We start from the raw sequence: 234 nt of genomic DNA, 5'->3' as shown, positions 1-234 counted from the left end.
GATCGAGTCTTAACATCAATTTATTGCGATTTAATACGGCATTAGCTGGACTTTGCCATTTTGGACCTGACGGGGGATCGATATGAACCACGGTTGCGCCTAAGTCACCAAGCATCATACCTACAGCAGGACCTGCGATATATTGGCCAAAATCGATTACCTTGACACCGACGAGTGGCAATTCATGAGTTGCTTGCATAGTCATCCATCCTTAGAATTTTGTTATGCTATTAC

Annotated in this window: 1 protein-coding gene; it reads right to left on the bottom strand. The window is 43.6% G+C overall.

Annotated elements, in window-relative coordinates; all coding sequences use genetic code 11:
- Nucleotides 1-205 (bottom strand): CoA transferase (locus SB749_RS20970; RefSeq protein ID WP_410712019.1); only part of this gene is annotated, 205 nt, incomplete at its 3' end.
- Between the last annotated feature and the right edge of the window lie 29 nt (nucleotides 206-234).

The organism is Brevibacterium sp. SIMBA_078, assembly GCF_046534565.1.
GTDB lineage: Bacteria > Actinomycetota > Actinomycetes > Actinomycetales > Brevibacteriaceae > Brevibacterium.
This window is presented reverse-complemented; position numbering and strand designations above follow the sequence as displayed.